This window comes from Microbacterium sp. Leaf351, assembly GCF_001423825.1.
GTDB classification, from domain to species: domain Bacteria; phylum Actinomycetota; class Actinomycetes; order Actinomycetales; family Microbacteriaceae; genus Microbacterium; species Microbacterium ginsengisoli.
In genome coordinates this window covers 64,685-67,010 of sequence record NZ_LMPK01000033.1, presented here as the reverse complement: position 1 = coordinate 67,010, position 2,326 = coordinate 64,685, and the positions used below count along the sequence as shown (strand labels likewise).

4 protein-coding genes are annotated in these 2,326 nt (G+C 68.0%); all 4 read right to left on the bottom strand.

The window, feature by feature from the left end:
- Window positions 1–616: ATP-binding cassette domain-containing protein (locus tag ASG00_RS17825; RefSeq protein ID WP_442922628.1), on the bottom strand; the 616-nt coding region annotated here is incomplete at its 3' end.
- A 53-nt stretch (window positions 617–669) separates the two neighbouring features.
- The gene (locus tag ASG00_RS15810; protein ID WP_200930897.1) at window positions 670–1,164 is read right to left on the bottom strand and encodes a DUF6993 domain-containing protein; all 495 of its coding nucleotides are present in this window, start codon (window positions 1,162–1,164) and stop codon (window positions 670–672) included.
- A gap of 25 nt (window positions 1,165–1,189) precedes the next feature.
- A complete protein-coding gene (gene ssb, locus ASG00_RS08630) occupies window positions 1,190–1,666 on the bottom strand; it encodes a single-stranded DNA-binding protein (protein ID WP_056208607.1) in 477 nt (158 codons plus the stop codon).
- Window positions 1,667–1,836: 170 nt separating this feature from the next.
- The coding region (gene msrA / locus ASG00_RS08625; protein ID WP_056208604.1) for a peptide-methionine (S)-S-oxide reductase MsrA at window positions 1,837–2,326 on the bottom strand (490 nt) is incomplete at its 5' end.

The window sequence follows — 2,326 nt, the reverse complement described above, 5'->3', positions numbered from 1 at the left end:
ACTTCTGCAGGTGCTGCTCGAGCCAGAGCACGCTCTCGGCGTCGAGGTGGTTGGTGGGCTCATCGAGCAGGAGCAGGTCGGGCTTCTGCAGTAGCAGCTTCGTCAGCGCGACGCGTCGCTTCTCACCGCCCGAGAGAGGAGCGATCGCCGCATCTCCGGGCGGGGTGCGCAATGCATCCATCGCCTGCTCGAGCTGCGAGTCGAGGTCCCACGCGTCGGCCGCGTCGATCTCCTCCTGCAGGACGCCCATCTCGGCGAGCAGAGCGTCGAAGTCGGCGTCGGGGTCTGCCATGAGGCCGGAGATCTCGTTGAAGCGGTCGAGCTTCGCCTTGATGGCGATGCCGTCCTGGATGTTCTCGAGCACCGTCTTGCTCTCGTCGAGCTCGGGCTCCTGCATGAGGATGCCGACGGTGAACCCGGGGCTGAGCTTCGCGTCGCCGTTCGAGGGGTGGTCGAGACCGGCCATGATCTTGAGGATCGTCGACTTGCCGGCACCGTTGGGACCGACCATGCCGATCTTCGCGCCGGGGAGGAACGCCATCGTGACGTCGTCGAGGATGAGCTTCTCGCCGACGGCCTTGCGGGCGCGGACCATCTGGTAGATGTATTCAGCCATAGCCGCCCCAGTCTACGGGGGCGAGAGTCGCCGCGTCGGACGGTGCTGACGGGCTACCAGTTGATCGGACGGGTCTGTCCGATCAGGCAGCCGCCGGAAACGAGGCCCGGGGCGACCTCTGTCACCGGACTCGCGATGGTCGGGCCCACCTGTCCGATCAGACATTCGTCGCCGAGACGAACGGAGAACTGAAGGCTCTCGACTGCGCGTCCGATCGTGGTCTCATCGTTCGTGACCTGCATGTCGGCCTTCGAGAAGCCGTCGGCGACCAACGCGTCGATGTAAGCCCTGCCGTGAACCTGATCCGGACCGCTCCATACGCTCGCCACCGTCTGGGCGAAGATCGGCAGGTTCTGCTGAGCCGTGCCTCCCGGGACGAACGCCACTGGTCCCGATGCCGTCGGGGTGGACGTCGGCGTAGCCGACGACACCGCGACGGACGGAGTCGGAGATGGAGCCGGTGTGGAGGTGCACCCCGCGAGAAGAGCGAGCGCCCCCGCCGCGCAACCGGCGGCGATCAGTTGCACGGAGGAGCGGAACCGGGTCACAGCGGGAGTCTAACCGGGGCCGAACTCAGAACGGCGTCGCGACGTTGTCGCCGACAGGCTCTCGGCTCGGAGCCCCGGCGCTCTCGTCGCCCGGCAGGGCCCAGGAGGACTCGGAGTCATCCGGCGCGCCCTCGACGACCGCGGCGACATGGTCGCGCACGAAACTGGTCGTACCCCAGCGCAGGTCGTGGCCGATCGCATCGGCTTCGATCTCCGGTGACACGCCCTTTCGCGTGCCATTGTCCCATTCCCGCAGGCGCAGCCGTCCGTGGACGATGACGCGGTCACCCTTCTGCAGCGACCCGTGGGCATGATCTCCCAGCGCGCGGAACGCCGACACCGTGTACCAGTTCGTGTCGCCGTCGATCCACGCCTGCCGCTGTCGGTCGTAGCGCCGATCGGTTGCCGCCACCCGCAGCGTGGTGACAGTGAGGCCATCGGCGACCGTACGGCGTTCGGGGATGCCGGCCACGTTTCCGATGACGGTGATGTGCTCAGACATGAGGTGCTCCTTCCCGGTGCGGAGACCGTCCCCGCACCGGTCGCGACGCCCGGGTGCCCGCCGGACGTCGCGACCGGGACCAGCCTCATACGGGGACGGGCGCGGCATCCGCCTGACCCCGAGGCCAGGGGGAACCGCGCCCGTTGTGTGCGCTGGGGAGGAAGCCGCGTTCAGGCCTCGACGTACTCCGCGAAGCGCGCGCGTACCTTGTTCACCTTCGGAACGGCGACCGCCAGGCAGTAGCCCTGCGTCGGGTTCTTCGCGAAGAAGTCCTGGTGGTAGTCCTCCGCGGGGTAGAACTCCCCGAGCGGCTCGATCGTCGTGACGATCCCGCCGTCCCACCACTCCGACGCCCGATCACGAGCCGCTTCGAACAGCTCGCGCTGCGCGTCGTCGGCGGGGAACATCGCGCTGCGATACTGCGTGCCGATGTCGTTGCCCTGCCGATTGAGCTGACGAGGGTCGTGCATCGTGAAGAACGCATCCAGGATCACGTCGGCGGGCACCACATCGGGTTCGAACGTGACGGCCACAGCCTCGGCGTGTCCCGTGGCTCCCGTGCACACCTGCTCATACGTCGGATGGGGCCGCCGCCCGCCGGTGTAACCGGAGACGACCGAGCTCACGCCCCGCAGCGAGCGATATGCCGCGTCGAGGCAC